At 61.0% G+C, this 24,334-nt stretch carries 20 protein-coding genes; 11 read left to right on the top strand and 9 right to left on the bottom strand.

What is annotated here, in order from left to right; genetic code table 11:
* Positions 1-2 precede the first annotated feature (2 nt).
* Together T3A99_RS22955 and T3A99_RS22950 are read right to left on the bottom strand one after the other, a co-directional pair.
* Positions 3-749, bottom strand: a complete 747-nt coding sequence (locus T3A99_RS22955) for a TPM domain-containing protein (protein ID WP_107322063.1) — start codon at positions 747-749, stop codon at positions 3-5.
* A 136-nt stretch (positions 750-885) separates the two neighbouring features.
* Positions 886-1,494 (bottom strand): LemA family protein, encoded by a 609-nt coding sequence (locus T3A99_RS22950; protein WP_281459469.1) that lies wholly within the window; start codon positions 1,492-1,494, stop codon positions 886-888.
* Between the two features lie 262 nt (positions 1,495-1,756).
* On the opposite strand from T3A99_RS22950, the gene bglX reads away from it, so the two are divergent.
* On the top strand, positions 1,757-4,048 hold the full coding sequence (gene bglX / locus T3A99_RS22945) for a beta-glucosidase BglX (protein WP_274090355.1): 2,292 nt from the start codon (positions 1,757-1,759) through the stop codon (positions 4,046-4,048).
* 126 nt (positions 4,049-4,174) lie between these two features.
* On the opposite strand, the gene T3A99_RS22940 is transcribed toward bglX, so the two are convergent.
* From T3A99_RS22940 to T3A99_RS22920, 5 genes are all read right to left on the bottom strand, one after another.
* Positions 4,175-5,332, bottom strand: a complete 1,158-nt coding sequence (locus tag T3A99_RS22940; RefSeq protein WP_107322061.1) for a phospholipase D-like domain-containing protein — start codon at positions 5,330-5,332, stop codon at positions 4,175-4,177.
* A gap of 1 nt (position 5,333) precedes the next feature.
* On the bottom strand, positions 5,334-5,924 hold the full coding sequence (locus T3A99_RS22935) for a YceI family protein (RefSeq protein ID WP_139050943.1): 591 nt from the start codon (positions 5,922-5,924) through the stop codon (positions 5,334-5,336).
* Positions 5,925-6,024: 100 nt separating this feature from the next.
* Positions 6,025-6,336, bottom strand: coding sequence for an amidase (locus T3A99_RS22930; RefSeq protein ID WP_107322060.1), 312 nt, complete (start codon positions 6,334-6,336; stop codon positions 6,025-6,027).
* Positions 6,333-7,427, bottom strand: a complete 1,095-nt coding sequence (locus tag T3A99_RS22925) for a serine hydrolase domain-containing protein (RefSeq protein ID WP_305467659.1) — start codon at positions 7,425-7,427, stop codon at positions 6,333-6,335. Before T3A99_RS22925 ends, T3A99_RS22930 begins: the two co-directional genes overlap by 4 nt.
* A gap of 169 nt (positions 7,428-7,596) precedes the next feature.
* Positions 7,597-8,469, bottom strand: coding sequence for an acyl-CoA dehydrogenase (locus T3A99_RS22920; protein WP_322834823.1), 873 nt, complete (start codon positions 8,467-8,469; stop codon positions 7,597-7,599).
* Between the two features lie 145 nt (positions 8,470-8,614).
* On the opposite strand from T3A99_RS22920, the gene olsB reads away from it, so the two are divergent.
* Together olsB and T3A99_RS22910 are read left to right on the top strand one after the other, a co-directional pair.
* Positions 8,615-9,370 (top strand): L-ornithine N(alpha)-acyltransferase, encoded by a 756-nt coding sequence (olsB, locus tag T3A99_RS22915; RefSeq protein ID WP_047228023.1) that lies wholly within the window; start codon positions 8,615-8,617, stop codon positions 9,368-9,370.
* Positions 9,370-10,161, top strand: a complete 792-nt coding sequence (locus T3A99_RS22910) for a lysophospholipid acyltransferase family protein (RefSeq protein ID WP_047228024.1) — start codon at positions 9,370-9,372, stop codon at positions 10,159-10,161. Before olsB ends, T3A99_RS22910 begins: the two co-directional genes overlap by 1 nt.
* 145 nt (positions 10,162-10,306) lie before the next feature.
* Here the strand turns inward: T3A99_RS22910 and T3A99_RS22905 are convergent, their stop codons facing one another.
* Positions 10,307-10,891: an ACP phosphodiesterase gene (locus tag T3A99_RS22905; protein ID WP_047228025.1), complete on the bottom strand. Its 585-nt coding sequence runs from the start codon at positions 10,889-10,891 to the stop codon at positions 10,307-10,309.
* Positions 10,892-11,047: 156 nt separating this feature from the next.
* Here T3A99_RS22905 and T3A99_RS22900 point away from each other — a divergent pair, with 156 nt between their 5' ends.
* The 4 genes from T3A99_RS22900 (at position 11,048) to T3A99_RS22885 (ending at position 14,451) form a co-directional block, all read left to right on the top strand.
* Positions 11,048-11,350 (top strand): ArsR/SmtB family transcription factor, encoded by a 303-nt coding sequence (locus tag T3A99_RS22900; RefSeq protein WP_047228026.1) that lies wholly within the window; start codon positions 11,048-11,050, stop codon positions 11,348-11,350.
* 17 nt (positions 11,351-11,367) lie between these two features.
* Positions 11,368-12,534: an MFS transporter gene (locus T3A99_RS22895; RefSeq protein ID WP_047228027.1), complete on the top strand. Its 1,167-nt coding sequence runs from the start codon at positions 11,368-11,370 to the stop codon at positions 12,532-12,534.
* Between the two features lie 32 nt (positions 12,535-12,566).
* On the top strand, positions 12,567-13,616 hold the full coding sequence (locus T3A99_RS22890) for an alkene reductase (RefSeq protein ID WP_076386007.1): 1,050 nt from the start codon (positions 12,567-12,569) through the stop codon (positions 13,614-13,616).
* Positions 13,617-13,944: 328 nt separating this feature from the next.
* Complete coding sequence (locus T3A99_RS22885; RefSeq protein WP_047228029.1) at positions 13,945-14,451, top strand: hypothetical protein; 507 nt, start codon at positions 13,945-13,947, stop codon at positions 14,449-14,451.
* 211 nt (positions 14,452-14,662) lie between these two features.
* Here the strand turns inward: T3A99_RS22885 and T3A99_RS22880 are convergent, their stop codons facing one another.
* Positions 14,663-15,295, bottom strand: coding sequence for a TetR family transcriptional regulator (locus T3A99_RS22880; protein ID WP_047228030.1), 633 nt, complete (start codon positions 15,293-15,295; stop codon positions 14,663-14,665).
* A 265-nt stretch (positions 15,296-15,560) separates the two neighbouring features.
* Between T3A99_RS22880 and T3A99_RS22875 the strand changes: the two genes are divergently transcribed.
* The 4 genes from T3A99_RS22875 to T3A99_RS22860 all read left to right on the top strand — a co-directional run bounded on the left by T3A99_RS22875 (position 15,561) and on the right by T3A99_RS22860 (position 23,920).
* Complete coding sequence (locus T3A99_RS22875; protein WP_157952121.1) at positions 15,561-16,718, top strand: efflux RND transporter periplasmic adaptor subunit; 1,158 nt, start codon at positions 15,561-15,563, stop codon at positions 16,716-16,718.
* 3 nt (positions 16,719-16,721) lie between these two features.
* Complete coding sequence (gene emhB, locus T3A99_RS22870) at positions 16,722-19,886, top strand: efflux RND transporter permease subunit EmhB (protein ID WP_322834822.1); 3,165 nt, start codon at positions 16,722-16,724, stop codon at positions 19,884-19,886.
* Entirely contained in the window at positions 19,883-21,340 is a 1,458-nt protein-coding gene (gene adeC / locus T3A99_RS22865; RefSeq protein WP_047228033.1) for an AdeC/AdeK/OprM family multidrug efflux complex outer membrane factor, read from the top strand. Before emhB ends, adeC begins: the two co-directional genes overlap by 4 nt.
* Before the next feature lie 1,326 nt (positions 21,341-22,666).
* Complete coding sequence (locus T3A99_RS22860) at positions 22,667-23,920, top strand: OprD family porin (RefSeq protein WP_322834821.1); 1,254 nt, start codon at positions 22,667-22,669, stop codon at positions 23,918-23,920.
* The last annotated feature ends 414 nt before the right edge of the window (positions 23,921-24,334 follow it).

Here is a 24,334-nt window from a genome sequence, read left to right as displayed (position 1 = left end):
TGTCACCAGCCGCCCGACGAACCGCCGCCCCCGAAACTGCCCCCACCACCACTGAAGCCGCCGCCACCGCCGCCGCCAAAACCGCCGCCACCGCCATAGCCGCCCCCGGAACCACCGCGTCCGGCCGGCAGGATACCGAGCATCTGGCACACGAACACCGTTACGATGAACAGCAGCACCAACAACACGAACAGCCCCGGATGGCGCCCGACGAAATCGCCCTCCTCCTGGCCGTCGGCACCGTACACCGCAGCCGGCTCATCCAGCGCATTGCCGCCCAGCACCATTAGCATCGCCGCTACGCCGTCGCTGATACCTTTGTTGAAATTGCCGGCCTTGAACGCCGGAGTGATCACCTGGTTGATAATCACCGAACTCTGGGCGTCAGTCAGGCGGTCTTCCAGACCATAGCCCACTTCGATCCGCAGTTTACGGTCATCCCGGGCCACGATCAGTAGCGCGCCGTTGTTTTTATCCTTCTGCCCAATGCCCCAGTGACGCCCCAGTTGATAACCGAAGTCTTCGATGCTGCTGCCTTGCAGGTCCGCCAGCGTGACCACGACCACCTGTTCACCGGTGGCCTGTTCATGGGCCTTGAGCTGTGCATCCAGTTGCGTGCGCACCGAGGGTTCCAGCATCTGGGCAGTGTCCACCACCCGCCCGGTCAGTGCCGGAAAACTCAACTCGGCCTGGGCCGTGATGGCAAAGACCCAGAGCAACAGCACCAGGCCAAATTTCAACACTCGCATCGTAACTCCTGTGTGGGAGCGAGCTGGTGTGGGAGCTGAGCTTGCTCGCGATGAAGGCACCTCGGTCTTTCTAATGACCGCGTTATCGTTCATCGCGAGCAAGCTTTGCTCCCACAGGCTCGCTCCCACAGTTTTTTCAGAATTTCACTTCAGGGGCTTTTTCGGCGTTGGGGCTGGTGGCTTCGAAGGTTTCGCGGATCGGCAGATCGCTGTACAGCACGCTGTGCCACAAGCGACCGGGGAAGGTGCGGATTTCGGTGTTGTATTTCTGCACCGCCAGGATGAAGTCGCGACGAGCCACGGCGATGCGGTTCTCGGTGCCTTCGAGTTGTGATTGCAAGGCCAGGAAGTTCTGGTTGGCCTTGAGGTCCGGATAACGCTCGACCACCACCATCAGCCGGCTCAACGCACCACTCAACTGGTCCTGGGCCTGTTGGAACTGCTTGAGTTTTTCCGGGTTGTCCAGGGTACCGGCATCGACCTGGATGGACGTGGCCTTGGCCCGCGCCTCGACCACCGCCGTCAGGGTTTCCTGTTCGTGCTGCGCATAGCCCTTGACGGTTTCCACCAGGTTGGGGATCAGGTCGGCTCGGCGCTGGTACTGGTTCTGCACCTGTCCCCAGGCGGCCTTGGCCTGTTCGTCCAGGGTTGGAATGTTGTTGATGCCGCAACCGGCCAGCAGCGTGGTGAACAGTATCAGCGCCAGTATTGGCAGGTGGCGAAGGTGATCGAGTCGTAGATTCATCGGTTGAAACTCCCCTATACAGTCCATTGAAGAAAACACAGCCACCTATCTCACCAGCGTCTGGGGCATAATCTGCCGCCGCCACGGGATTGAATCGGGTCGATGGGCTAAAAGATGCCCGGTGCGAAACTAAGTTCATCCGCGTGCGTTCGAAAACAGTGCTGCTCTTATTCAGACAATACTCGAACAACAATAGCCGCTCCTCACATTTTGCTGACCGGCGAGTCCTGATTACCGCCCTTAGGCTTGCGAGAAACCATTCATGAAGAAGCTGTGTTTGCTGGGCCTGTTCGTCACACTGGCCAGTCAATCCGTATTAGCCGACAACCTGCCAACCCCGATAGAGAACAAGAATGCCTTCATCAGCAACCTGATGAAGCAGATGACCCTCGAGGAAAAGATCGGCCAGTTGCGCCTGATCAGCATCGGCCCCGAGATGCCTCGGGAGATGATTCGCAAGGAAATCGCCGCCGGCAACATCGGCGGTACGTTTAACTCCATCACCCGGGATGAAAACCGCCCGATGCAGGACGCGGCCATGCGCAGCCGGCTGAAGATCCCGATGTTCTTCGCCTATGACGTGATCCACGGCCATCGCACGATTTTCCCGATCCCCCTGGCCCTGGCCTCCAGCTGGGACATGGACGCCATCTACCGCTCCGGCCGCGTCGCTGCCCAGGAAGCGGCGGCCGACAGCCTGGACATCACCTTCGCGCCGATGGTGGATATTTCCCGCGACCCCCGCTGGGGCCGGACCTCCGAGGGCTTTGGCGAGGACACTTACCTGGTGTCGCGCATCGCCGGGGTGATGGTCAAAGCGTTCCAGGGCAGTGGCGCCAACGCGGCCGACAGCATCATGGCCAGCGTCAAGCACTTCGCCCTGTACGGCGCAGTGGAAGGTGGCAGGGACTACAACATCGTGGACATGAGCCCGGTGAAAATGTACCAGGACTACCTGCCACCCTACCGCGCCGCCATCGATGCGGGTGCCGGCGGGGTGATGGTCGCGCTGAACTCCATCAACGGCGTGCCCGCCACCGCCAACACCTGGCTGATGCACGATCTGTTGCGCAAGGAATGGGGGTTCAAGGGCCTGGCGGTGAGTGACCACGGCGCCATCTTCGAACTGATCAAGCATGGCGTGGCCCGGGACGGTCGCGAAGCGGCGAAGCTGGCGATCAAGGCCGGCATCGACATGAGCATGAACGACTCGCTGTACGGCAAGGAGCTGCCTGGACTGCTCAAGGCCGGTGAAATCGAGCAGAGCGACATCGACAATGCGGTGCGCGAAGTCCTCGCCGCCAAATACGACATGGGCCTGTTCAAGGATCCGTACCTGCGCATCGGCAAGGCCGAGGACGACCCGGCCGACACCTACGCTGAAAGCCGCCTGCACCGCGACGATGCCCGTGACGTGGCCCGCCGCAGCCTGGTCCTGCTGGAAAACCGCAACCAGACCCTGCCCCTGAACAAAAACGCAAAAATCGCCCTGGTCGGACCGCTCGCCAAGGCTCCGATCGACATGATGGGCAGTTGGGCCGCTGCCGGGCGCCCTGCGCAATCGGTGACCTTGTTCGACGGCATGACCCGCGCACTGGGCGCAGAATCGAAACTGATCTACGCCCGTGGCGCCAACATCACCGGCGACAAGAAGGTGCTCGACTACCTGAACTTCCTCAACTTCGACGCCCCGGAAGTGGTGGATGACCCGCGCCCTGCCCAAGTGCTGATCGACGAAGCCGTGAAGGCCGCCAAGCAAGCCGATGTGGTGGTGGCCGCCGTGGGTGAGTCGCGCGGCATGTCCCACGAATCCTCGAGCCGCACGGAACTGAGCATCCCCGCCAGCCAGCGCGAGTTGATCAAGGCCCTGAAGGCTACCGGCAAACCACTGGTGCTGGTGCTGATGAACGGCCGCCCGCTGGCGCTGGTGGATGAAAAGCAACAGGCCGATGCGATCCTGGAAACCTGGTTCAGCGGCACCGAAGGCGGCAACGCCATCGCCGACGTGTTGTTCGGCGACTACAACCCGTCGGGCAAACTGCCGATCTCCTTCCCGCGCTCGGTAGGACAGATTCCGACCTACTACAACCATCTGAGCATTGGTCGACCGTTCACGCCGGGCAAGCCGGGCAACTACACCTCGCAATACTTCGATGACACCACTGGCCCGCTCTACCCGTTCGGCTACGGCCTGAGCTACACCGAATTCAGCCTGACGGACATGGCCCTGTCGTCCACCACGCTGAACAAGACCGGCAAGCTCGATGCCAGCGTGACCCTGGAAAACACCGGCGAGCGTGACGGCGAAACCGTGGTGCAGCTCTATATCCAGGATGTGACCGGCTCGATCATCCGCCCAGTGAAGGAGCTGAAGAACTTCCGCAAGGTGATGCTCAAGGCCGGCGAGAAGAAAGTCATTCACTTCACCATCACCGAAGACGACTTGAAGTTCTACAACGCCCAGCTCAAATACGCCGCTGAACCGGGCAAGTTCAACGTCCAGATCGGCCTGGATTCCCAGGATGTGAAGCAACAGAGTTTCGAGTTGCTCTGATTCATCAACAGCGCAAATAACCGTGGGAGCGAGCCTGCTCGCGATGAAGGCCTACCAGTCACCGCATCATTGACTGTCAGGCCGCCATCGCGAGCAGGCTCGCTCCCACATTGTTTTTGCTGAACCTTAACCCCGCCGCCCCAGCACATTCACCACCAACCGATCCACCAATCCCCACACCCGTTGCTTGACCCGTTTCCACAGTGGCCGGCGCTTCCAGGCGTCGAGACTGACCTCCAGGCTCTGGGCGAAGTCTCGCTCGAAACTCGCCGCCACTGCCGTGCTGAGTGCGGAGTCGAGGGCTTCGAGGTTGGCTTCCAGATTGAAGCGCAGGTTCCAGTGATCGAAATTACAGGAGCCGATGCTGACCCAGTCGTCCACCAGCACCATCTTCAGGTGCAGGAAACACGGCTGGTATTCGAAGATTTTCACCCCAGCCTTGAGCAGACGCGGGTAATAACGGTGCCCGGCGTAGCGCACGGACGGGTGATCGGTGCGCGGGCCGGTGAGCAGCAGGCGCACATCGATGCCCCGGGCGGCGGCCTTGCGCAAGGAGCGGCGCACGTTCCAGGTCGGCAAAAAGTACGGGGTCGCCATCCAGATCCGCTTCTGGCCGCTGTTCAGGGCCCGGGACAACGATTGCAGGATGTCGCGATTCTGGCGGGCATCGGCATAAGCCACCCGCCCCATGCCCTCCCCCATCGGCGGAACCCGGGGCAAACGCGGCAAGCCGAAGTTGGAAGCCGGTTTCCAGGCACGGCGATGGCGGTTGGCGAGCCATTGGCGGTCAAACAGCAACTGCCAGTCGAGCACCAAGGGGCCGACGATTTCCACCATGACCTCGTGCCACTCGCAGCGGTCATCCAGCGGGCTCCAGAACTCATCGGTGACCCCGGTGCCGCCAACCACCGCCAGGCGCTGGTCCACCAACAGCAGCTTGCGGTGGTCCCGATATAAATTCCGTACCCAGCGGCGCCAACTCAGCCGATTGTAAAAACGCAGCTCCACGCCCGCCTCGATCAGGCGGTGGCGCAGGTCCTGGGTGAACGCCAGGCTGCCGTAGTCATCGAACAGGCAACGCACGCGAACACCGCGCTCGGCAGCTTGGACGAGTGCCTGGACCATCGCCTCGGCGCAAGTTCCCGCCTCCACCAGGTACAGCTCCAGCTCGACCTGTTCCTGGGCGCGGGCAATTTCCACCAGCATGCGCGGGAAAAACTGCGGGCCATCGATCAACAGCTCGAAGCGATTGCCCTCGCGCCACGGAAATACCGGGCCGCTCATGTCAGCGCGCCGTGAAAATCAGCACCGCATTCACCGGCACTGCGAGGCTGATGGCCGACAACCCGGCCTGTTTGCGCAACTTCTCCAATCCCGGCGCCAGGCCGAAATCCGCGGCATTGAGCACCACCGGCTCCAGGGTCACGACCTGGAACCGTCGTTCATCCAGGCGCGTTGCCAGCAGTTCGGCCTGATACACATGTTGCTTGCCGTGCAGGTCCACGGTCAGCGGCAAGCGCAGTTCCAGTTGAGCACCGTTGGCCAGGTCCTGGATCGGTAACAGGTCGAGCTGCGCGGTAATGGCGGCGTCGGCAAATTGCTTGATCTCGAACAACTCGGCGCGCATGCGCTCGTCACGCAGGGGAATGCCACTGTTGACCGACTCCAGCTCCACTTCCAGCCGGACCATCCCCTTGGGCTGGACCTGACCATGAAGCACCAGGAAACGCTGGACCTCGGAAACGTTGCCGTTTTTGCTGCTGATAAACGACAGCCGCGACGATTCGCCGTCCAGATACCAATTGGCTTGGACCGGCAGCGCGGCGCAGGCCAGCAGCAAGGTCGCGACAGCGTGAGAAAAAGACCGCTTGAACATACACACTCGGAGGGCAGATAAACCTGTGGCGAACCTTAACCGGGCCGAGGGCACTTGCAAACCTTCTGTTTCAATCCTCTGCGGGAATACACAGGTCCGGTCACGGCTCCAACCGACAGCCCTGCCGCTCCCCCAGCCATCGTGCGCTATTGCTTCGCCCCAGCCCGGCGACGGTGATGCGTTTCGCTTCAGGCGTTTCGAGAAAATCGCTGATGGGCACCGACTGCTTTACATAGCCACGGCAATAGTCAGCCGGTTGCTCCATCACGTAGCGACACGAGCAATATTCCTTGGCGGTGTAGGCGCTGATGATGTCGGGGAAGGCCCGCAGCGCCACCCGCTCGAGCCAGATCCAGCCGAGCAGGGCCACAACAAGTAACGACATCAGCGTGAGCAGCGGTCTGCGTCTCATGGCTGCACCGTCCCGGCGAACGCCGCCATGGCTCGCTTGAGCAGTTCGTTGTGGCGGTAGCTGCCGTCGCGGTCATCAGCGTAGCGCACGATCACCAACCGGGCGCTGGGGATCACGTACAGCGCCTGCCCCCAATGGCCCAGCGCGGCAAACGTATCCGGCGGTGCATCGGGCCACGGGTGGATGGCCGGGTCGGCCGCGCGGTTGAGCCACCAATGCCCACCGGGCACCGCTTCATCCTGGCCGGCCCGGAAGCGGGCGAAGGGTTCGCGATTGAACGCCACCCAGGCTTGCGGGATCAGTTGCCGCTCGCCCCAGCGTCCCTCGCGTTGCATCAACAGCCCCACACGCGCCAGGTCCCGCGCCGTAAGGTAGGCGTAGGAGGACCCGACAAACGTGCCGGCGGCGTCGGTTTCCCAGGTGGCGTGGCGGATACCCAGCGGCTCGAACAGGGCCGTCCAGGGGTAATCGGGATACCGCGCCGGGCCGACGATATTTTTCAATGCCGCGGCCAGCAGGTTGCTGTCACCGCTGGAGTAACGAAACACCTGCCCCGGCGGACTGTCGCGTTCATGCTGCGCAGTGAACGCCGCCATGTCATGACGCCCACGGGTATAAAGCATCGCCACCACCGAGGACTTGAGCGGTGCGTATTCGTAATCTTCCTGCCAATCCAGCCCCGAGGCCCAATGGAACAGATCGGCCAAGGTCATGTCCGGATGCTTGCTCAACGCCGGGTAATACCTGGCGACAGGATCCTGCAGACTGAACAGCTTTTGCCCATAGGCCACGCCAAACACCGTCGCCATCAGGCTTTTGCTGATCGACCAGGTCAGGTGCGCAGTGTCGGCACGGGTGGGCCCCGCATAACGCTCGTAGACCAGCCGACCGTCCTGTATCACCAGCAGCGCATCGGTGCGGATGCCCTGGCGAGTGGCATCGTCGCGGGGTGGGAAGGCGTATTGCTCCAGGGCTTCGATGGCCGGCCCGGTGGGGGTCGGGCCGCTTGACCATTGCTCACCGGGCCAGTCTTCAGCCTGGGCGTACAGGTTGAGCAATAGCAGCGGGATCAGGAACCAGCCTTTGGACATGCTCGGGGCTCGCAGGATTGAACCTTCTGAGCCTATTCAGACTTGATGACAATTTGGGTATGGGTGGCATCTCCCTGTGGGAGCGAGCCTGCTCGCGATAGCGCTGGCTCAGCAGCATTGATGTCAACTGACACTCCGCTATCGCGAGCAGGCTCGCTCCCACAAAGGGTTATCCCAACGCCTTGGCCAACCGCTTGGCCCGCGCACCCGCCGCCATGTCCATCACGGCTTTATCTCGCGTCCACATTTCGCGCCACACCGCCGGGCCGGCGGCCAGGGCGTCGTTCAGTTCTTCATCGAGCCCGTTGAACTGGGCGAACAACCCACCCAGCAGCACATGCCCGGCCGCGCTGGACGGGTTGTGACGACTCACTTCAGAGCAACCGGCCAGCAATCCCAGCAGGCGCAGTTGCAGGGATTGGGGCCAAGCGCACTCCTGCCCCACGCCATACAGCCAGGCGGCCATGGCACTGAGCACATAAAGGTCTTCCAGGGTGCGGAACGGTTTGACGTAGGCGTCCCAACCGTCCCCGGCCAACAACTCGCACAGCGCGCCGTCCAACAGCACCCGGCCATGGCTGATGTCTGGCATCAGGGCGATAGCCGGGAGTTTTTCCAGGGTCACCCCCGGCTCTCCGGGATAAACCACCGCAAGATTCAACCGCGGCGGCTCGCCGGCTGCTTCGCTGCGGGCGGCGATCAGCAGCCACTCGGCGGCATCGCCCGCGGTAACGAAATCCTTGCGCCCGTTCAATCGCAGGTCGGTGATGCGAGTCTGCATGTCCGCCGGGCGCAGGCTGCGCTGCTCCGTGGCGCACAAGGCGCCCAGGCTCTGGGGCGCGCTCGGCCAAAGCACCCGCAGCGCCGCCTGATACCCCACCAGAAAAGCCAACCCCGGCGTTGCCATCAATCTCGCCCCCATGACGGCCAGTTCGAACGGCGTAACCGGCCCCAGGCGTTGTAGCAAGGCCGCATAACCCTCAGCCAGGTCCGGATGGGCGGGCAACCGCTCGCCGCGTTCGATCAGGTTTTGCCAGGGCATGGGAGGCTCCTTAATGGGCTGTCATATAAGCATCACCAAAGCTTCATGGCGATGACACCGGGGCTACATAGCCTGACTTTGCACAACATGGCTGCATAAAGAAAGTCGATCGGCTGCAACTGAACAGCCCGCACGGAGATTCGCTATGACTCAGATCGCCCGCATCAGCGACACTGGCAATGAACGCCGCCTGCAAGCCGAACGCCTGATTGGCGCCAAGGCTTTGCAAGAAGCCCAGGCCCTGCGCTTCAACGTCTTCAGCGGCGAATTCAACGCCAAGCTCAAAGGCGCGGAAATGGGTCTGGACATGGATGACTATGATGTTCACTGCGCCCACATCGGCGTACGCGACCTGAATACCGGCCGACTCGTGGCGACGACACGCCTGCTCGATCACCACGCTGCCAGCAGCCTGGGCCGGTTCTACAGCGAAGAAGAATTCAACCTTCACGGCCTGGTCCATCTCAAGGGCCCGATCCTGGAAATCGGCCGCACCTGCGTCGACCCGGCCTACCGCAACGGTGGCACCATCGCTGTATTGTGGGGCGAACTGGCCGAGGTGCTGAACGAGGGCGGCTACAGCTACCTGATGGGATGCGCGAGCATTCCAATGCAGGACGGCGGCGTCCAGGCCCAAGCGATCATGCAGCGTCTGCGCGAACGTTATCTGTGCACCGAACACCTGCGGGCGGTGCCGAAAAAACCGTTGCCGGCCCTGGACGTACCGTCCAACGTCATCGCCGAAATGCCGCCTCTGCTCAAGGCTTACATGCGCCTGGGCGCGAAGATTTGCGGTGAGCCGTGCTGGGATGAGGATTTCCAGGTGGCCGACGTGTTCATCCTGCTCAAGCGTGACGAACTCTGCCCACGCTACGCCCGCCACTTCAAGGCAGCGGTGTGATGAGTCGGTTGCGGGTGTACGCGCGAATCGCGCGAGTGTTGCTGGTGGTGACGCTGGGTCTGAGCATGGCCAGCGTATTCGGGCTGTTCGAACGGTTGGGTGTGGCCAACTCCATGGTGCGCCGCCAGCGCTGGTCGCGTTTTTTCATGGCGCGCCTGAGCAATGCCCTGCCCTTCTGCGTGACGGTGCACGGGCAAATGCCGCAACAGCCCATGCTGTGGGTCAGCAACCATGTGTCCTGGACCGATATCCCGCTGCTGGGCATGCTCACGCCAATGTCGTTCCTGTCCAAGGCCGAAGTACGCACCTGGCCAGTGGCCGGATGGTTGGCGGCCAAGGCTGGCAGCCTGTTTATCCGGCGCGGCTCGGGCGACAGCCAGTTGATCCGCAAGCAAATGAGCCGACACCTGGAACAGGCCCATCCGCTGCTGATGTTTCCCGAAGGCACCACCACCGATGGCCGCTCCCTGCGCACTTTCCACGGTCGTTTATTGTCGGCGGCCATCGATGCGGACGTGGCGCTGCAACCGGTGGCGATCCGCTACCTGCGCAACGGTGAACCGGACTCGCTGGCGCCGTTCGTTGGCGATGATGATTTGCTGTCGCACCTGATGCGCCTGTTCGCCAATGACCGGGGCGAGGTGCACATCCATCTGCTGGAACCGATTGCCTGCCACGGCCAGGAGCGAGCTGCCCTGGCCTTTCAGGCGCAACAGGCGGTGCACAAGGCATTGTTTGGCGAAATCCCACAAAAGCAGCAAGTGCCGATGCGGCCTGCGATCGCGGCCTGATCCGGCGGCCCTATGCAGAGCCCTTGTGGGAGCGAGCATGCTCGCGATAGCGGTCAGTCAGTTGGTTCTTGACTGCCAGGCCTTCATCGCGAGCAGGCTCGCTCACACATTTGAACTTCAGTGACGGCAAGAACCGGCTCCAACATCACCCCTGCCGTGTTGTCTGGCTCAACGCAAAATCCTGCAACTGCGGGTAGAACAGCTGAAAGTCTTCGCTCAACGGTTCATAGAGCCTGATCAATTCTTCCATGGCCCCGGCCAGTTCCTCCGGCCGGGACAGGCGTCGGGAAATCCCCCGCAATACTTGCCCAAGCACATCGAATTCTCGATAAGACCCCAGCCAGTCATCCGCCGCCATGTAAGGCGCGATTTGCGCCAGACGCCCAGGCAACTGCGGCTCGGCGGCGAGCACTCGGTAGACCTGGGAGGTGAAATCCATCAACGGCCCTTCGCCATACAGCGCCCAGTCCCGGGCCAGGCAATGATCAAAAAACACGTCGAGCACAATTCCGGCATAGCGCCGCCGTACGGTGGAAAAGCGCGACAAAGCGATATCCACCACGGGGTGGCGATCGGTGTACATGTCGATGCGCCGATGCAGGGCAATCGCCGCTTCGATTTGCGGATCGTACAGCCCTTGCAACGGCCCTTTGACGAAGTCGCCGTAGAGGCTGCCGAGCAGTCGTTCCCGGCCGGGACCGCCGAGGTGCAGGTGTGCGAGATAGTTCATGGCGCGAAGCTTAGCACCGCCGCGCCAATATCGTTATAACCCGATATAGCGATTTATTCGGTTTTCAGATCAAATCCATATTGGTGTATCGCGAAATAACGATTTAAAGTTCGCCCCATCGCGATATAGCGTTTTACTCATTCCGAGCAGCCAACCATGCCCCTCGACCTCGACGAAATAATAAAAGCCCTGGCACACCCAGTACGGCGAGACATCCTCAACTGGCTCAAAGACCCCAAGGTCCAGTTCCCCGAACAGTTGCACAACCACGAATTCGGCATTTGCGCCGGGCAGATCGACCAGCGTTGCGGCCTGTCGCAGTCCACGGTGTCCGCCCATCTGGCGGTGTTGCAACGGGCGGGGCTGATCACCAGCCAGAAGGTCGGTCAATGGCATTTCTTCAAACGCAACGAGGACGTGATCCAGCAGTTCCTCAAGCAAATGAGCCAAGAGCTCTGACCCGACAAGGATCCACCATGCCCCTCTCACTTCTCATCCTGGCCCTGAGCGCCTTCGCCATCGGCACCACCGAGTTCGTCATCATGGGCCTGTTGCCTGAGGTGGCGGCCGACCTGGGTGTATCGATTCCCGGCGCCGGCTGGCTGGTGACCGGCTACGCCCTGGGCGTGGCCATCGGGGCACCGTTCATGGCCCTGGCCACCGCACGGTTGCCGCGCAAGGCCGCCCTGGTCGCGCTGATGGGGATCTTCATCGTCGGCAACCTGCTCTGCGCCATCGCCAGTGATTACAACGTGCTGATGTTCGCCAGGGTCGTCACCGCCCTGTGCCATGGCGCGTTCTTCGGCATCGGTTCGGTGGTGGCCGCCGGCCTGGTGGCACCCAACAAGCGCGCCTCGGCCGTGGCCCTGATGTTCACCGGGCTGACCTTGGCCAACGTACTCGGCGTACCGCTGGGCACCGCGCTGGGTCAGGAAGCCGGCTGGCGCTCGACCTTCTGGGCCGTGACCGTCATCGGCGTGATTGCACTGATCGGCCTGATCCGCTTTCTGCCGGCCAAGCGCGATGAAGAAAAACTCGACATGCGCTCGGAACTCGTCGCCCTCAAGGGCGCAGGCCTGTGGCTGTCCCTGAGCATGACCGCGCTGTTCTCCGCCTCGGTGTTCACCCTGTTCACTTACGTCGCCCCGCTGCTGGGAGAAGTCACTGGCGTATCGCCCCGCGGCGTGACCTGGACCCTGGTGCTGATCGGCCTGGGCCTGACTCTGGGCAATATCATCGGCGGCAAGCTGGCGGACAAGAGCCTGGCGAACACGCTGATGGGGGTTTTCACCACCATGGCTGTGGTGTCCACCGTATTGAGCTGGACCAGCGTCGCGCTGATCCCCACTGAAATCACCCTGTTCCTCTGGGCCACCGCCTGCTTCGCCGCCGTGCCGGCCCTGCAAGTCAACGTGGTGACCTTCGGCAAAGACGCGCCAAACCTGGTTTCCACCCTGAACATCGGCGCCTTCAACATCGGCAACGCCTTGGGCGCCTGGGTCGGCGGCAGTGTCATCGACCACGGCCTGGGCCTGACCAGCGTGCCCCTGGCCGCCGGTGCGCTGGCCGTGCTGGCGCTGCTGGTCACCCTGATCACTTTCCGCCAGGGCGGCAATGCCGACCTGGCCCCTGCCACTCACTGACTTTTAACCCTTAACTTTCGAGGCTGTAATTGATGACGACTATTTTCGATCCAATCAAACTCGGCGACATCGAGCTGAAGAACCGCATCATCATGGCGCCGCTCACCCGCTGCCGTGCCGACGCCGGCCGTGTGCCCAACGCGCTGATGGCCGAGTACTACGTGCAGCGTGCCTCCGCTGGCCTGATCCTCAGCGAAGCCACCTCTGTCACGCCCATGGGCGTGGGCTACCCCGATACCCCCGGCATCTGGTCCAACGACCAGGTGCGCGGCTGGAGCAACGTGACCAAGGCTATCCACGGCGCCGGCGGCAAGATTTTCCTGCAACTGTGGCACGTGGGCCGGATCTCCCATCCGTCTTACCTGAACGGCGAATTGCCGGTGGCGCCCAGCGCCATCCAGCCCAAGGGCCATGTAAGTCTGGTGCGTCCGCTGGCCGACTACCCGACGCCACGCGCGCTGGAAACCGAGGAAATCGCCGATATCATTGAGGCTTACCGTGTAGGCGCCGAGAACGCCAAGGCCGCCGGTTTCGACGGCGTGGAAATCCATGGCGCCAACGGCTACCTGCTCGACCAGTTCCTGCAAAGCAGCACCAACCAGCGCACCGACAACTATGGCGGCTCCCTGGAAAACCGTGCCCGCCTGCTGCTGGAAGTGACCGACGCTGCCATTGAAGTCTGGGGCGCCGGCCGGGTTGGCGTGCACCTGGCACCACGCGCCGACTCCCATGACATGGGCGACGAGAACCGCCTGGAAACCTTCAGCTATGTGGCCCGCGAGTTGGGCAAGCGTGGCATCGCCTTTATCTGCTCCCGTGAAAAGGAAGGCGAAGACAGCATCGGCCCGCAGCTCAAGCAAGCTTTCGGTGGCCCGTACATTGCCAACGAACGTTTCACCAAGGACAGCGCCAACGCCTGGCTGGCCGAGGGCAAAGCGGATGCCGTTGCCTTTGGTGTGCCGTTCATTGCCAACCCGGACCTACCGGCGCGCTTGAAAGCTGACGCACCGCTGAACGAGCCGCATCCGGAAACGTTCTATGGGAAAGGCCCGGTGGGTTACATCGATTACCCCGTGATGTAAATAAAAAACCGGCCTTACCAAAAGCCCCGACTCGCAAGAGCCGGGGCTTTTTTACATCTGTTGACGGCTGACGCAATCAAACTCCGCAGAAATCGAAACATCAAATAACAACACCACACTTACTCACTATGGATTAACACACCGGACAGCGTTAATAATAAGCCCGAACAACAACCCACTCAACCAATGGATTTAACCGACATCTATCAAACTTAATAAGCAACTTAAATTCTTGTAAAGAATAACACTAAACCGAGTAACTTCAATTACGCGCCATTATCTTACGCAGGCTTTAGCGCGCCTCGTAATACATGAGAGACACATTACAATGAACATGATGAAAAACTTAATCCTCGCTCTGCTACTGGGACCGGCAGCCGTCGCCACCAGCCTGGCCAACACCGGCATCACCGTGGAGCTGGTAAACAAAACTTCTCACGCCTTGGAAATGACCAACATTTTAAGTGAGCAACCCACGCCCCCGGACATGTCCTTGAGCGCTTATGATGTCCCCGCCAAAACAACCCGCGAATTCTATTTCGCCCATAACAGGAAATTCACTTATCCCGCTGCTGGCTGGCAACCGACGCTGAGAAAAATCAAACCGATTGAATTAGTTCTCTCCTATCAAATGAGCACCTTCAACTTCGGCTGCCAAATGCAAACCCGCTTTGAAGCCCCCATCGGTTTTGGCGTCCTGGAATCCAGTTACAGGCCAAACAGGAAAAGCAAAACTGCGTATACCGGCAATGGTGAATACACCTGCCGCTCGGAAATCTTCCAGAAGATGCTCGAACCCCCTTTCAACTATTCCGTGCGCCTCATTGTTGAATAAACCAGAGGGTCGGTAACAGGCCGACACGACAAGTACAGGCGCCTCAATGGCGCCGGTACATCAACACGCCATAATCCTCCTGCACAATAGCGACTCGCGAGCGATCAACGTGTCTGCAGTTCGTCTATAAATGACTCTGCCGGGATCAAGGCCCGGCGGGGTCCTCGCCGTTCAGCTATTGACACAAACCGATGAAATTGAGCATTTTGTTTTATTTGCGCAGGTTGGGGCTCAGGTGCAGCATATCCAGCCCGATTTCCACCCAGCGCTCGGCCTCACCCGCCAGTGCGAAGCTGTCGGGAGCCAGTAGCCACTGGTACAAAATGCCGTCGATGTAGGCATGAATGGCGACTGCTGCCCTTTCGGGATCCAGATCGTCCGGCAACTGGCCACGCTTCATCGCATTGCGCAACGACAACGCGATACGCACGTTGCAATCGAGACTGACCTGGCGCCGCTGCTGGCGCAAATCGCACATTTCATCGGTGAATTCGCACTTATGAAACAAAATCTCATTAATGCGTCGGGTTTTCGGGTCCAGGGCCACCTGTTGGAACAACCGCACCAGCAGCTTGCGAACACAACCCAGGGGGTCAAGCTCCTCTTCACTTTCACTGGCGCGGGCCAGATCGTCGAGCGGCTCGTGCAACGTATCGAGCATGGCCTGGAGCAGGTCCGCCTTATTGCTGAAATGCCAGTAGATGGCACCGCGCGTTACACCGGCCAGCGTCGCGATGTCAGCCAGTGTCGTGCGGGCCACACCGCGCTCGAAAAAGGCTTTTTCGGCCGCTTCGAGTATCTGGCTGCGAGTCTCCAGAGCTTCCTCTTTGGTACGACGGACCATGGCAGTAAACACCTCAATCAGGATGCGTAAGCAATGCGTAAGGATCAACTGAACAAAATGTGAGGCGGCGTTCTTCACAACGCTTCTGCGACCTGCGCAGGCCTTTTGTCAGGCTTTTGTAAATACCGATGGTACGCAATTTGGGTGTTTACAAACAACCGTGTACGTAAGTATATTTCTTAGCATCCTACTAATTGTTTATCTCGCTCTTTTTCACCTTCCACTTTCTTGTGCGCCTCTTACGCGCCTGGACCCGAGGATTTCCATGCAATTCAAGCCAGCTGTTACCGCTCTGGTTACCGCCATCGCCCTGGCATCGCTGCTCAGCGGATGTAAAAAGGAAGAGGCGGCACCTGCCGCACCGGCTCCTCAGGTCGGCGTCGTAACCCTCAAGACCCAGCCGTTCACCCTGACGTCGGAGCTTCCCGGTCGCACCAGCGCGTTCCGCATCGCGGAAGTTCGTCCGCAAGTCAACGGCATCATCCTCAAGCGTCTGTTCAAGGAAGGTGCCGACGTCAAGGCTGGCCAGCAGCTGTATCAGATTGACCCGGCCATGTACGAAGCGACCCTCAAAAGCGCCGAAGCAAACCTGCGCTCAACCAAGTCCATTTCCGATCGCTATAAACAATTGGTGGACGAACAGGCCGTCAGCCGCCAGGAATACGACACCGCCTTGGCCAACCGCCTGGAGTCGGAAGCCAATCTGCAGACCGCCCAGATCAATGTGCGCTACACCAAGGTCTACGCACCGATTTCCGGTCGCATCGGTCGCTCCTCGGTGACAGAGGGTGCGCTGGTCAGCAACGGCCAGGCCGATGCCCTGGCAACCATTCAGCAACTGGACCCGATTTACGTCGACGTGACGCAGAGTTCCGTGGAACTGCTGCAACTGCGCCGTGAACTGGAAAGCGGCCGCCTGCAGAAGGCTGGCGACAACGCCGCCATGGTCAAACTGACCCTGGAAGACGGCAGCCAATATGCCCATGAGGGCAAGCTGGAGTTCTCCGAAGTGTCGGTCGACCAGACCACCGGTTCGGTAACCCTGCGCGCGGTGTTCCCTAACCCTGACCACACCCTGCTGCCGGGCATGTTCGTCCACGCGCAATTGCAGGCCGGGGTCAACAGCGCGGCGATTCTTGCGCCGCAGCAAGGCGTGACCCGCGACCTCAAAGGCATGCCGACCGCCCTGGTGGTGGGCCCGGACAACAAGGTCGAGCTGCGCCAGCTCAAGGCCAGCCGTACCGTCGGTAGCCAGTGGCTGATCGAAGACGGGCTCAAGGCTGGCGATCGCCTGATCACCGAAGGGTTGCAGTACGTACGGCCAGGGGTGGAAGTCAAAGCCACTGAGGCCACCAACGTTAGCGCAAAGAACCCGGCCCCCGCACAGGCAGCTGACAAAGCCGCCGGCGGCAAAGGGGAGTAAACCATGTCGAAATTTTTTATCGACCGTCCGATTTTCGCCTGGGTTATCGCCCTGGTGATCATGTTGGTCGGGGCCCTGTCGATCCTCAAATTGCCGATCAACCAATACCCCAGCATCGCGCCGCCGGCCATTGCGATCCAGGTCACCTACCCGGGCGCATCCGCGCAGACCGTGCAGGACACCGTGGTGCAGGTCATCGAGCAACAGCTCAACGGCATCGATAACCTGCGTTATGTCTCCTCGGAAAGTAACTCCGACGGCAGCATGACCATCACGGCAACCTTCGAACAAGGCACCAACTCCGATACCGCCCAGGTCCAGGTCCAGAACAAGTTGAACCTGGCCACCCCGCTGCTGCCGCAAGAAGTGCAGCAACAGGGCATCCGCGTGACCAAGTCAGTGAGAAACTTCCTGATGGTGATCGGCGTGGTGTCGCGCGACGGCAGCATGACCCGGGAAGACCTGTCCAACTACATCGTGTCCAACATGCAGGACCCGATCTCGCGCACAGCCGGTGTCGGTGACTTCCAGGTCTTCGGTGCCCAGTACGCAATGCGAATCTGGCTCGACCCGGCCAAGCTGAATAACTACAGCCTGACCCCGGTAGATGTGACCAACGCCATTTCCGCGCAGAACGTCCAGATCGCGTCCGGCCAACTCGGCGGCCTGCCTGCCCTGCCCGGTCAGCAACTGAACGCCACCATTATTGGCAAGACCCGCCTGCAGACCGCCGAACAGTTCAAGGCCATCTTGCTCAAGGTCAATCCGGATGGCTCGCAAGTGCGCGTCGGCGACGTGGCAGATGTCGCCCTGGGCGGCGAGAGCTACAGCATCAATGCCCAGTTCAACGGTGCCCCGGCCTCCGGTCTGGCAGTGAGACTGGCCACCGGTGCCAACGCCCTCGACACGGCCAAGGCCCTGCGCCAGACCGTCGAAGATCTCAAGCCGTTCTTCCCGCAAGGCCTGGAAGTGGTGTTCCCCTACGACACCACACCGGTGGTGAGCGAGTCGATCAAGGGTGTGGTTGAAACCCTGATCGAAGCGGTTGCCCTGGTGTTCCTGGTGATGTTCCTGTTCCTGCAGAACTTCCGCGCCACCATCATCACCACGATGACGGTGCCGGTGGTATTGCTCGGCACTTTCGGGATCCTCGCGGCATTCGGCTTCAGCATCAACACCCTGACCATGTTCGGCATGGTGCTGGCCATCGGTTTGCTGGTGGACGATGCCATCGTCGTGGTGGAGAACGTCGAACGGGTCATGAGTGAAGAAGGCCTGTCACCCAAGGAAGCCACCAAGAAATCCATGGGCCAGATCCAGGGCGCCCTGGTGGGTATCGCCCTGGTGCTCTCGGCGGTGCTGCTGCCGATGGCGTTTTTTGGCGGCTCCACCGGCGTGATCTACAAGCAGTTTTCCATCACCATCGTCTCGGCCATGGCCCTGTCGGTACTGGTGGCCCTGATCTTTACCCCGGCCCTGTGCGCCACCATGCTCAAACCGATTCCCAAGGGTGAGCACGGCACGCCGAAACGCGGCTTCTTCGGCTGGTTCAACCGCACCTTCGACCGCGGCGTCAGAAGCTACGAGCGCGGCGTGGGCAACATGCTCAAGCACAAGGCGCCGTACCTGCTAGCCTATGTGATCATCGTGGTTGGCATGGTCTGGCTGTTCACCCGCATCCCGACGGCGTTCCTGCCGGAAGAAGACCAGGGCGTGCTGTTTGCCCAGGTGCAGACCCCGGCTGGTTCCAGCGCCGAACGGACCCAGGTGGTGGTGGACAACATGCGCGAGTTCCTGCTGCGTCCAAGCAAGGATGGCGGTGAAGGCGATGGCGTGGCCTCGGTGTTCACCGTGACCGGTTTCAACTTCGCCGGTCGTGGCCAGAGCTCCGGCCTGGCGTTCATCATGCTCAAACCGTGGGAAGAGCGTGACGCTGAGAACACCGTGTTCAAAATCGCTGGCCGCGCCCAGCAACACTTCTTCACCTTCCGCGACGCAATGGTGTTTGCCTTCGCTCCGCCGGCGGTGATGGAACTGGGTAACGCCACCGGTTTCGACGTGTTCCTGCAGGACCGCGCCGGCATCGGCCATGAGAAGCTGATGGAAGCCCGTAACCAGTTCCTGGGCATGGCTTCCCAGAGCAAGATTCTCTCCCAGGTGCGTCCGAACGGCCTGAATGACGAGCCGCAGTACCAGTTGGAAATCGATGACGAGAAGGCCAGCGCCCTGGGCATCACCCTCTCGGACATCAACAACACCCTGTCGGTTGCCCTGGGCAGTAGCTACGTGAACGACTTCATCGACCGTGGTCGGGTGAAGCGGGTGTACGTCCAAGGTCAGCCGAGTGCACGCATGAGCCCCGAAGACCTGCAGAAGTGGTATGTGCGCAACAGCGCCGGGACTATGGTGCCGTTCAGCGCATTCGCCAAGGGCGAGTGGGTCTACGGCTCGCCGAAACTGGCCCGTTACAACGGCGTGGAAGCGATGGAAATTCTGGGGTCCCCGGCCCCGGGTTACTCCACCGGTGAAGCCATGGCCGAAGTCGAGGCCATCGCCCAGAAACTGCCGGCCGGCGTCGGTATTTCCTGGACGGGTCTGTCCTACGAGGAACGTCTTTCCGGCTCCCAGGCGCCTGCGTTGTACGCCTTGTCGCTGCTGATGGTATTCCTCTGCCTGGCTGCGCTGTATGAAAGCTGGTCGATTCCGATCGCGGTCATGCTCGTGGTACCACTGGGGATCATCGGTGCCTTGATGGCGACCAGCCTGCGCGGCCTGTCCAACGACGTGTACTTCCAGGTGGGCTTGTTGACGACCATCGGTCTGGCGGCGAAAAACGCTATTCTGATCGTGGAATTCGCCAAGGAACTTCACGAACAGGGCCGCACGCTGGTGGAAGCCGCCATTGAAGCCTGTAGGATGCGTCTAAGGCCGATCATCATGACGTCCCTGGCGTTCGTTCTCGGCGTGGTGCCGTTGGCGATTTCCACCGGCGCAGGTTCAGGCAGCCAGCACGCCATCGGCACCGGTGTGATCGGCGGTATGTTGACCGCCACCATCCTGGCGATTTTCTGGGTGCCATTGTTCTTCGTGACTGTGTCGTCGATAGGCCGTCGCAAAAATATCGACCAGGACGACACTCCTGAAACTTCTAAAGAGGCTGGCCAATGAGCAAGTCGCTCCTCTCTCTGACCATCGCTGCCGTCGTGCTCAGCGGCTGCTCGCTGATCCCCGATTATCAGCGGCCCGAAGCACCGGTCGCCACGCAGTACCCGCAAGGTCCGGCCTACGAGCCGGCCAAGGCGGCCAGCCAGGCCGCCGCCGAACAGGGCTGGAAACAGTTTTTCCATGACCCGGCCTTGCAACAGCTGATCCAGGTTGCCCTGGAAAACAACCGCGACCTGCGCGTCGCGGCGCTGAATATCGATGCTTACGCCGCGCAATACCGCATCCAGCGGGCGGACCTGTTCCCGGCGGTCTCGGCCACCGGTTCCGGTAGCCGTCAGCGAGTGCCGGCACGGGCGTCGCAAACCGGTGAGGCGGCCATCAGCAGCTCCTACTCCGCCACCCTGGGCATCAGTGCTTATGAACTGGACTTGTTTGGCCGGGTGCGCAGCCTGAGCGAGCAAGCGTTGCAAAGCTACTTCGCCACCGAAGAGGCCCGTCGCAGTACCCAGATCAGCCTGGTGGCCAGCGTTGCCAACGCCTACCTGACCTGGCAGGCCGACAAGGAACTGCTCAAGCTGACCCAGGAAACCCTGGGCACCTACGAGCAAAGCCTCAAGCTGACCTCGCGCAGCGCCGAAGTCGGCGTGGCCTCGGCCCTGGACCTGAGCCAGGCACGCACGGCGGTGGAAAACGCCCGCGTACAACTGGCGCGCTATACCCGCCAGGTGGCTCAGGATGAAAACAGCCTGACCCTGCTGCTGGGCACCGGACTGCCGTCCAACCTGAGCACCCAACCGCTGAGCGATGACCTGCTCAGCGAAGTGCCGGCGGGGTTGCCGTCAGACCTGTTGCAACGTCGCCCAGACATCCTCCAGGCCGAACGCAACCTGCTGGCCGCCAACGCCAACATCGGCGCCGCACGGGCCGCGTTCTTCCCCAGCATCAGTCTGACGGCCAACGCCGGCACCCTGAGCCCGGACCTGTCCGGCCTGTTCAAGGGCGGTTCGGGCACCTGGACCTTCGCCCCGCAAATCAACCTGCCGATCTTCAACGCCGGCAGCCTGCGGGCAAGCCTGGATTACGCCAAAATCCAGAAAGACATCAACGTCGCCAATTACGAGAAGTCGATTCAGACCGCGTTTCAGGAAGTCTCCGACGGCCTGGCCGCACGCCGGACCTACAATGAACAGTTGCAGGCCCAGACCGCCTTCGTCGCCGCCAACCAGGACTACTACAGCCTGGCCGAGCGTCGCTATCGCATCGGTGTCGACAGCAACCTGACCTTCCTCGACGCCCAACGTCAGTTGTTCAGCGCCCAACAATCGCTGATCACCGACCGCCTGGCGCAACTGACCAGCGAGGTCAATCTGTACAAGGCGTTGGGCGGTGGTTGGAATGCCGAACCCGGCAAGAACGAACCGGTGGCGGAGAAAGCACCGCCGCTGAAATTGTTCTGACTTGATGCCTGAACGCTGAAACACGAAGCCCACCGGAAGGTGGGCTTTTTGTTTGTGCACGCTGTGTGGGAGCAAGGCTTGCCCGCGATGGCGGCCTGACAGTCGGCCAGGGTTTTGTTGATTGCGTACATATCCGTTTCTGCGGTAACGGCCACTTAGGGTTCCGCCCTTACGGCGGCTCACTTTTGAGGAGCCCGGAAGCCGGCCCAGTCAAAAGTAAGCAAAACGCTTCTGCCCCACCACTCGGTGCCTCGCCTAGGCTCGGCATGCCCGCACTCCGGCATTGCTCCGTGGGCCAGCGTGGTTAACGGGGCGCCCGAGATCAACGTCCACCGCGAGGCGGCCTGATAGCCGACCTGATTTTTTGGTGATCGCGTTCCTCCTGTGGGAGCGAGCTTGCTCGCGAAGAGGCCAGCACATCCAACATCGCCGCAAACTGACCCTACGCTATCGCGAGCAGGCTCGCTCCCACATAGGTTTGCGGGTGTTCACAACATTCGCACACGATACAAAAACCTGTGGGAGCGAGCTTGTTCGCGATGACGCCAGCACATCCAACACCACCGCAAACTGTCCCTCCGCCATCGCGAGCAAGCTCGCTCCCACAGTTGGATCGGGGTATGGCCGGAGTGACAGGTCGGCTGTCAGACCGCCTTCGCGAGCGGGCTCGCTCTCACAATGGGATCGGCGTACGACCGGGAGAGCCAGGTCGGCTACTAGGCCGCCTCGCGGTGGACGTTGATCTCGGGCGCCCCGTTAACCACGCTGGCCGAACGCAGGCATTGCGCAGTGGGCATCCCGGCATGGATGCCGGGATAGCCGCGCTGGGCCATGGATGGCCCTTCGCGGCGGGCCCACGGAGCAATGCCGGAGTGAGGGCACACCGAGCCTAAGCGAGGTGCCGAGTGGTGGGGCAAGAGCGCTTTGGTTACTTTCGCCTGGGCCGGCTTCCGGATTTTCGAAAGTGACCCGCCGTAAGGGCGGAACCCTAAGTCGCCGTTACCGCGAAATGGATATGTACTCAGTCAAAAACATCCTGGCCGACTGTAGGCCGTCATCGCGATCAGGCTCACTCCCACAAAGATCCAATCAATTTTTGCCGTTCGATAATCGCCCAAAACCCGCAAACGACAATTGAACCGATCCCAGCCGGCCCTTCACCATCCCTAGCACAAAACCAATAACAACAGGTTCGATGCCATGCCCATAGACCCCGCCTCATCCGGCTGATCCTTCGATCGCCTTACCGTCCAGCTCCACAGTGCCGACTGCAACCCAAGGTTGCGGCAGCGACCCGCTTTGCCCACAAAAACTAGAGACATGCCCATGAAACCTACACAGCATTTGTTTCCCAGCCTTATCGCTATCGCCCTGTCTGGCGCCACCCTGCCCGTCCTGGCCGCAGAGTCGGGTTTTGTCGAGGACGCCAAGGTCAATCTCAACCTGCGCAACTTCTACATCAACCGCAACTTCACCAACCCGGCTAACGCCCAAGGCAAAGCCGAGGAATGGACCCAGAGTTTCATTCTCGACGCCAAGTCCGGCTTCACTCAGAGCACAGTGGGTTTCGGTATGGACGTGCTGGGCATGTACTCGCTCAAGCTCGACGGTGGTCGCGGCACCGCCAATACCGGATTGTTGCCGGTTCATGACGGTGGCCACCCGGCCGATGATTTCGGTCGCCTGGGTGTCGCACTCAAGGCCAAGGTGTCGAAAACTGAGCTGAAAGTGGGCGAATGGATGCCGGTGCTGCCGATCCTGCGCTCTGACGATGGCCGGTCCCTGCCGCAGACTTTCCGCGGCGGTCAGGTCACCTCCACCGAGATCAACGGCCTGAGCCTGTACGGCGGCCAGTTCCGCGCCAACAGCCCGCGTAACGACGCGAGCATGGAAGACATGTCGATGAACGGCCGCGGCGCGTTCACGTCCGACCGCTTCAATTTCGGCGGCGGCGAATACGCTTTCAACGACAAGCGCACTCAGGTCGGCGTCTGGTACGCGGAACTGTCGGACATCTACCAGCAAAAATATTTCAACCTGACCCACAGCCAGCCCATCGGTGACTGGACCCTGGGCGCCAACCTGGGCTACTTCATCGGCAAGGAAGAAGGCAGTGCCCTGGCGGGCGACCTGGACAACAAGACCGCGTTCGCCATGCTCTCGGCCAAATACGGTGGCAACACCTTCTACGTCGGCCTGCAAAAACTCAGCGGCGACGATGGCTGGATGCGCGTCAACGGCACCAGCGGCGGCACCCTGGCCAACGACAGCTACAACTCCAGCTACGACAACGCCCAGGAAAAATCCTGGCAAGTGCGCCACGACTTCAACTTCGCCGCCGTCGGCGTACCGGGCCTGACCCTGATGAACCGCTACATCAGCGGTGACAACGTACACACCGGCACCATCACCGACGGTAAGGAATGGGGTCGCGAAAGCGAACTGGCCTACACCGTACAAAGCGGTGCGTTGAAGAGCCTCAATGTGAAATGGCGTAATTCGACGATGCGTCGGGATTACAGCACCAACGAGTTCGATGAGAACCGGCTGATCGTCAGCTATCCGATCAGCTTGTTGTAAAAGCCAAACATGGGTGGAGGCTGTACCGGCGTCATCGCGAGCAGGCTCGCTCCCACAGGGGGATCAGTGTCGAGCATAAAATTTGTGTTCACTGAAGATCCAGTGTGGGAGCGAGCCTGCTCTCGATGGCGTCATCACATTCAACATCGATGCAAGCTGACCCACCGCTTTCGCGAGCAAGCTCGCTCCCACAGGGGGATCAGCGTTGAGCATAAAATTTGTGCTCACTGAAGATCCAGTGTGGGAGCGAGCCTGCTCGCGATGGCGTCATCACATTCAACATCGATGCAAGCTGACCCACCGCTTTCGCGAGCAGGCTCGCTCCCACAGGGGATCAGTGTCGAGCATAAAATTTGTGTTCACTGAAGATCCAGTGTGGGAGCGAGCCTGCTCGCGATGGCGTCATCACATTCA

It is taken from the genome of Pseudomonas sp. N-137 (assembly GCF_034555295.1).
GTDB classification, from domain to species: Bacteria; Pseudomonadota; Gammaproteobacteria; order Pseudomonadales; family Pseudomonadaceae; genus Aquipseudomonas; species Aquipseudomonas rhizophila.
This window is presented reverse-complemented; position numbering and strand designations above follow the sequence as displayed.